The organism is Nocardia sp. NPDC046763 (genome assembly GCF_040645495.1).
In the GTDB taxonomy this organism is placed as follows: Bacteria; Actinomycetota; Actinomycetes; order Mycobacteriales; family Mycobacteriaceae; genus Nocardia.
In genome coordinates this window covers 286,514-293,115 of the sequence record NZ_JBEYYI010000010.1, presented here as the reverse complement: position 1 = coordinate 293,115, position 6,602 = coordinate 286,514, and the positions used below count along the sequence as shown (strand labels likewise).

Annotated in this window: 4 protein-coding genes and 2 pseudogenes; 3 read left to right on the top strand and 3 right to left on the bottom strand. The window is 62.1% G+C overall.

Annotated elements, in window-relative coordinates; all coding sequences use genetic code 11:
- A partial coding sequence (locus ABZ909_RS19235; RefSeq protein ID WP_357001217.1) for an IPT/TIG domain-containing protein occupies positions 1–173 on the bottom strand: 173 nt, incomplete at its 3' end.
- Between the two features lie 1,376 nt (positions 174–1,549).
- Between ABZ909_RS19235 and ABZ909_RS19230 the strand changes: the two genes are divergently transcribed.
- The 3 genes and pseudogenes from ABZ909_RS19230 (at position 1,550) to ABZ909_RS19220 (ending at position 4,452) form a co-directional block, all read left to right on the top strand.
- A complete protein-coding gene (locus tag ABZ909_RS19230) occupies positions 1,550–2,536 on the top strand; it encodes a hypothetical protein (RefSeq protein WP_357001190.1) in 987 nt (328 codons plus the stop codon).
- A gap of 71 nt (positions 2,537–2,607) precedes the next feature.
- A pseudogene (locus tag ABZ909_RS19225) lies at positions 2,608–2,985 on the top strand (hypothetical protein); the annotation flags it as partial.
- 369 nt (positions 2,986–3,354) lie between these two features.
- The gene (locus ABZ909_RS19220) at positions 3,355–4,452 is read left to right on the top strand and encodes an acyl-CoA dehydrogenase family protein (protein WP_357001188.1); all 1,098 of its coding nucleotides are present in this window, start codon (positions 3,355–3,357) and stop codon (positions 4,450–4,452) included.
- 345 nt (positions 4,453–4,797) lie between these two features.
- Here ABZ909_RS19220 and ABZ909_RS19215 read toward each other — a convergent pair whose 3' ends face one another.
- Together ABZ909_RS19215 and ABZ909_RS19210 are read right to left on the bottom strand one after the other, a co-directional pair.
- A complete protein-coding gene (locus ABZ909_RS19215; RefSeq protein WP_357001185.1) occupies positions 4,798–5,076 on the bottom strand; it encodes a hypothetical protein in 279 nt (92 codons plus the stop codon).
- Between the two features lie 800 nt (positions 5,077–5,876).
- Positions 5,877–6,087 (bottom strand): annotated as a pseudogene (locus ABZ909_RS19210) (transposase); the annotation flags it as partial.
- Positions 6,088–6,602 lie beyond the last annotated feature (515 nt).

Sequence of the window (6,602 nt, the reverse complement as noted above, 5' to 3'; positions counted from 1 at the left end):
GAGCCGGCGGGGGCGATCGCGGTGATCTGCGTCGCGGAATCCAGGGTGAAAGTCGTTGCGGTAGTGCCGAACAGCACGGTGGTCGGCCCGGTGAATCCGGTACCGGTGATCGTGACGCTGGTTCCCCCCGTCGTGGGCCCGGAGGTCGGGGACAGGGACGTGATGGTAGGCATGATGCACTTGCCTCCTTACTGCTTGTGGTGCTTCCTGCGGTTGCAGCCGTGTGGTTGCCCGAGTTCTCGTGGCGGCCCGCTACTTCCATTAACAACCCTGAAACACGCCGCTGACCGGTCTGGGGGGTTCGCTTTTGTTCGTTATCGGATTCGCACAACGGGTCGGTGTCTGAAGATTCCGGTCGGTCGTCAAGTACTACCGGTCCTGCATCCGAGCGCCGTGATCACGAAAGCCATCGCAGTCGTTGAATCCAATGGACTGCGCGTGATCCGAAGACAAGCGCCGCACCATGTTTCGTCATCGACGGCGCCAACCATCGGCCGTGCTCCGAACTGATCGCCGCACGGGTGAGGTCTCCGACTCGAAGGATTTCGCCTGCACCAGTCCGATGGCGTCCAGTAGAGCATCAGGAGCCCGGGGCGGAGCGGTCTTCCGGAAGTCCGGCATCCCCGCGCCGGACGGTCCGGATGCCGGCACTCCCAGCTTCCGGATGGTCGGGTTCGTCCCGATCTGAGAACCGGTCGATCAAGTACGACATGGGTCGTGGCCCGTTGAGCGGGCCGGTCGTCGCGGCGGGCGGACCGCAGATGCGCATCGAGATGCGCGCGTTCTTTTCTGACGAAGACCCGCATGCCCAGCCGCCCACCAGATTTTGATCGGTGCCGACGGCACCGTGGCCGACCCGCGATCCCAACCGGCTATGACCGAAGGTGCACGCGACCCCACACGAAATCCCTGAGCCGGTGACCAGTAGTAGAGACGGTCGTGACCTCGACCGGGCAATCAATGCGAACACGGACAAAAGCGGATCGGAGATGCATTGCCCTGCAACGGTGTAGGGGGCTTAATGGAAAGAGCGAGCCATCAATCGAGTTGGGCAACCATCCAGTGCAGTAGGGGAAACCATCGCGGCAAAGGAGATAGTGCCATGCCTACCATCACCTCTCTCTCCCCCATCTCGGCACCCACGGGGGGAGGTGCGAACGATATGTCGGGCTTTGGCTCCGCCGGTCCTTTGATCGTGCGGCTCGGCATTACCGTGGTCACCTCCACCGTCAGCTCGGATACGTAGTTCAAGGCGATCGCCTCCGCCGATACTGTGTATGTCCGGTACCGCCACGGAGGGAACCGGTAACAGGGTCTGTTGCGTTGGCGTACCTGCCTTGAACAACATCAGGCCCAACCAAGGGGCCGGTGCATGCGGCGCTATCGCGCAGCCTCACCGGGGCTGGCCTGTCGATCGCCAAGAGGAGTACTGCGTCCGGGTGGTCTCCGGACATCGTTGATGGCCCAGCCGAACTACGGTTGTCGGTCGAGTCGCCGCCACCATTGTGGTTGCCGGGGTTAGGGGGTTTCATTGGCTACCGTCCTGAAAGTGCTGCTGGCGGATCTGCACCTCAAGAGCCACTCGGAATTTCTGTCTGCATACGATCGGTATGCCGCACAGCTCGATCCTCCGGTCCCTCCGGGGTACGGGCCGGCGAAGACACAGTTCTATCGATGGCTTTCGGGCAGGATGGTCGGGCTTCCCCGCGACTACCATTGCCGGGTGCTGGCCAAGATGTTCCCCGGCTGGACAGTCGAGAGACTGTTTCAGACGGCAGAGGCCGCACCAATAGTCGCTCGAGCACACGAATCGGGTCTTCTCGGAGCAGACATCGAACTCGGGGAATTCCTCGGGGCTGAGATGATCACCAGTGGGATTACTCTCGTGTACCCGACCTTCGAGCTACCGCTGCGGCCCGTGCAAGCATGCCGGACAGCCGAGGTTCCCCATCGATGCACATTCGGGGGGAAGGTCCGAGCATGTGCGGCCGACCATCGCTCGGATATTTTGGTTGCCCTGCCGCAGAAGGAAGTTCGCGGACTGCTGTACGTATTCTCCGTCCTCCAGCGCCACACCGCGATATCGATTGAGATCCGCAGCGACCGCGACATCGTTGCGGATAGCGACCAGCCTTTCATCAGCTTCGGGCTGACCTGCAACGACTGCACGCGTATGTACCTCGAAACCGTCGAGCGTCCGTTGTTCACTCTCAATGGCAGTGGTACCGAGGGTGGATCCCATTTCGAGCAACTGGAATTGAGGGACGGTAGCCGGTATGACTCGAGCGCAGATCACAACGTCGGCGTCATCGCGCGGGTGCGACCCAGTCCCGAGCTGCACCCCGGCCGATACTGGATATTTTGTGCCGGCTTGGGCTCGCGTGGTACCACCGGGGCGAGCTGGTATCTGGCCAACTCCTGGAGTCTTCTGCAGCGACATGCCGGTGATCGCGAGTTTGTCGCAGTGGTCGGCGTCGGTGAGAACTCGGACGGTGCGGCCCACTTGGAGCATATGCAGATCGAATCGCTACCCTGACACAGACCCCTATCCCGTTGTATTTCAGGAGGTTTCCGCAGCAATAGGGATTCTGACGATACCGCGGCCGCCTCGACGAGCGGGCGGTGTTCATCGCGGTGGTGTACGTGCTGGCCAGCGGTCGTGTGTGGCGGCTGCCGCTCTCGCCGAGTCCGGTCGATCGCGGCAAATCCGGCTCCAAGATCTACGTCCTGTCCGATCGTGCGGGAATACCTGTGTCGGCGGGGATTTCGGCGGCCAACACCGCCGCCGCCGCACCGGGCCCGCTGGTGAAAGCCATCCCGGCGGTACGGTCGCGGCGCGGGCCGCGTCGGTGCAGACCGGCGAAGCCGCATGCGGACAAGGCATACGACGCGGCGGAGCTGTGCCGATGGTTGCGTGAGCGCGGTATCGGTGTCCGGATTGCCCGCAAGGGCGTCGAATCCAGCGAGCGTCCGGGTCGACACCGCCTCAGCGGTGCGATCCGCTGCACATACAAACGAACGGAGGCTCACACGCGCTCAATTCGGAGACAATTTTGATAGTTGATCGCTGTCCAACAACCTGATTATCAGGGCCTTGGTTGGTTTCGACTCCGTTGTGGAGTGTCGGCAAACTGGCAAGGATCGCCCTCCCGGCGAAATTCGCGGACTCGTTGTCGCCCTTGCTGGTACTGGCATCGTCGGAGCGTGTACTGTGTCGCAGGAAATTACTGCCCACGTGCTGTATTTGAATGTCGTCGGTGCCGGCGAAGTCCGTAGCCCATTGCTGGAGAGTGGATTTCGTGCCACCGCGCGAGTCGTACAGCCGATTCCACAACTCGATCGGGGAGCATTGCATTGGACTTCACCGTGACTGAGAGTCAAGATGCTGTTGCTGAGCTTGTCGTGAGTTTGCTGGAACGTGATAGCGCGCGCGATATCGCACTATGGCCCAAGCTTGTGGACAGAGGGCTGCTTTCGGTAGCGCTGCCGCAACGCTATGGCGGAGACGGCCTCGGGCTACTCGAGGTCTCCGCCATGCTGACCGAGCTGGCCACCGACGCTGTCCAAGTGCCGGCGCTGACAACCTTGGGCTTCGGGGTGCTGCCGTTGCTGCGCTCTGCACCGGAATCCTTGGCAGAGCAGGTCTTTCCGGCTGTGGCTGACGGAGCAGTGCTCACCGCTGCGCTCAATGAACCCGGTGTGCCGTTCGCGATGAAGCCCGAGACCAGCGCGGCTGTCGAGGGCAACACTGTCCGTATCCGGGGGCGCAAGGTCGGCGTGCCGTACGTGGACCGGGCTCGGTGGATCCTGGTCCCGACCGATTCGGGCCTTGCCGTCGTGGATGCGGAGGCGTCGGGTCTCGAACGTGCCCAGAGCCCGTCCGGGACCGGAGCGCCGGAATTTTCGCTGTATTTCAACGACGTGGAGATTCCCGCCGAACAACTACTGTCCAGTGGCATCCCCGAGCTGTACCGGTATGCGCTGGCGACGATAGGTTCGGTGGCCGATGGACTGCTGAAGGGCATCCTGACGCTGGCCGCAGAACACCTCCGGATCCAGGATCGCATGGTCTCGCGTGGAAATACGATGTCCCCGTCTCGGACGATTGCCGACATCTATGTCGCATCCCGTGCACTGCACGCAATTGCGCTGTCGGCGAATTGGGCGCTCGCGCAAGACGATGACAGCGCCGAGCATCACGAACGAGTCGACAACGGCCTCGATGTGCTGGCCTACTACGTTGCCTCCGAGCTACGCGCGATCGTTCGGATGGGTCATCATCTACAACTAGCCAACCTCGTTTCCTCGCATCCGCTGCACCGCTACTATTCCCAAGCTGCGGACGTTGCCCGCTGGCTCGGTGGCACATCTTCCGGCTTGGTCGGTTTGAGGAATAGGTTTTCATCGGTAGGTAAGGATTCGGACCGGTCAAGTGAGAGAATCTCGGCTTAGACGAGCGATTCCTGATCCGACTGGGGTGTGACGGGCGCGAGCTTTGTCGTGGCGGAGGGTATCGAGGTCGATTCGTGACGAAAGACCTCGATACTCTCCCATCCGCACTCCATGTCCACGTCGATGACCGGTGGCGAAGACCGCGCGCGGCCGGCCCGGTCCAAGAGCCTGACCGACGCCGAGCCGGTCTGCCTGGCTGTTGTCCAAATCCTCGGTCTCACAATGTCTTCGGTAGGTCTCCAGTTTCGTATCGGCGTGAATGGTTGTGGGCGCGTGAATGGTCGTGGGCCAAGGACAAGAATCTTCTGGCGATGGTGGTCAGCGGATGCGGCCGGGGCAGGCAGGTCAGAAGCTGATGCCGAGCGGTTGGGTTCCGTCGGGGCACGTCGCATAGAGCCTGCGACTACTGAGTGGCTCGAGCAGGGCGCTCACCGGCAGTGAGATCCCGGTCCCGCATACCGCCGTTCCATTGATAATTTGCGGCGCAGTGGTGGTGTTTGCACAAGTCATCCCGGCGCAGAGCACGCCAGCCGGCGGAATCGCAGCCGTCGACGGACCGGCGCCGAACACGGCAGCAGAAATCGCACCCGCCACCGCAGCGACGGTGAATGCGACACGCTTCATTTCTCTGTTCCTTTCGTCGTGCGAAGCAATTTGACAGCAACCACTGCCGCGGCAGCGTACCCGCGGCGATGCGTTCGACTCACCAGGCGCGCCGCACCTGAGGTGCGCCCAGCTCTCGCGCACCCGGGAGCCGCCGCACTCTTGGCTATTCCACCGATTCGATGTGAGAGGGGCCGAGCACGGCCGGCCGAAGAGGTCGACCGAGGATGAACTTCTTTGTCCGGCACGGGTACCAACCACAACGGCAGAGACTTCTTCGTTCGGTGCTGCGGATTTGCCGCAAAGCTGTGCAAAATTTGCGCGCGTCGCCCTGCAGCCGTTGCCGGGGCGAAACCAGGCAGACTCGATGGCGACTTGTATCCGACGTGATCCGATAACATTTACCGGAGAATAGAGTTTCTTCTGTTCAGGTGGAGTGATTTGATTCAGGTACGTTTGGCATCGTTGCAGCCGGCGGTAGTGTAGCGAGTTCGTAGTCGACGGCATTCATAACAGTAAGTCGGATATTGATAACGCCCAGTCGGGTGACTATCCGTCATGGCCTATTCCGTCGGCAAGCGTGGATGGCGTATCAGAGTGGACTGCATGGAGGTCCTTCTCCGAGCGCGCCATCGAACGTGAGTACGCCGTCGGGGGCGCACGGTGGTCAGCGCGGCGAAGTCCGCGCCACCCGGCAGCTGCGCCGCCAGTTCGAGAACGGCAACATCCGCGCGGTCAGTCGGCCACCACGACTGGAACCCAAACGACAGGCCAGGTCAAACCTGTCACCCGATCGTGCAGCAGTCCCCAGCTATAGGTGGCCTGATTCGTTGGCGGGCTGCACGTAGCTCGGCCGACTCGGTCGACGACTTGCCTGGTCGTGGGCCGTGATCAATCTCGTCCTGGCGCAACTACTTCGACAGTGTCACCGGACGAATCCCCAGTTCGATTGCCGTGCGCTCGGACGGGTTCGCCAGCGCGCACGAGCGCGATCGCTCGCGCACGGAACTCAGCAGGACAGAGACGTGGCATGCCGATCAGCCTTCGTGAAGACCGTCAGTTGGCCACCGAAACTGGAACCTGAGAGGTGGGGCAGGTCAGGTTGTCACCTATCCGTACGGCAATCCCTTCTGGTGCAACCGGTATGAGGAGGGACGTGGGTGTGTGAACCCGGGGGCAGGACCGGGTTGTCCAGGTGGTGACTGCCGGGGCGCAGCTCCGACCGCATTCCACCGTGCGCTTCGGCGCCATGTGTGGACGCTCGGAGGGGCGGGAGACGCGCGTCGAGTGTGCCGGCTGTCGCGAGAAAGGTTGGCGCCCGAGTGTTCAGCTGCGAGCCGCAGAACCATGCGTTGCTATTTCCCGGTCCGGATCTTGCCATGTTATGCTCGTCGCCACCTGATGTTGGATCTCGCGCTGCCGAATCACTCTGAATAGCAGCGCACTTCGTGCGTCTGATTGCTGCTGACCCTTTCGTGGTGAGTGAACCATTGCAGCATGACGTTTGGCGGGCCGAAACGCTGTATGCCGGGTGGGCCGAGGGGCTG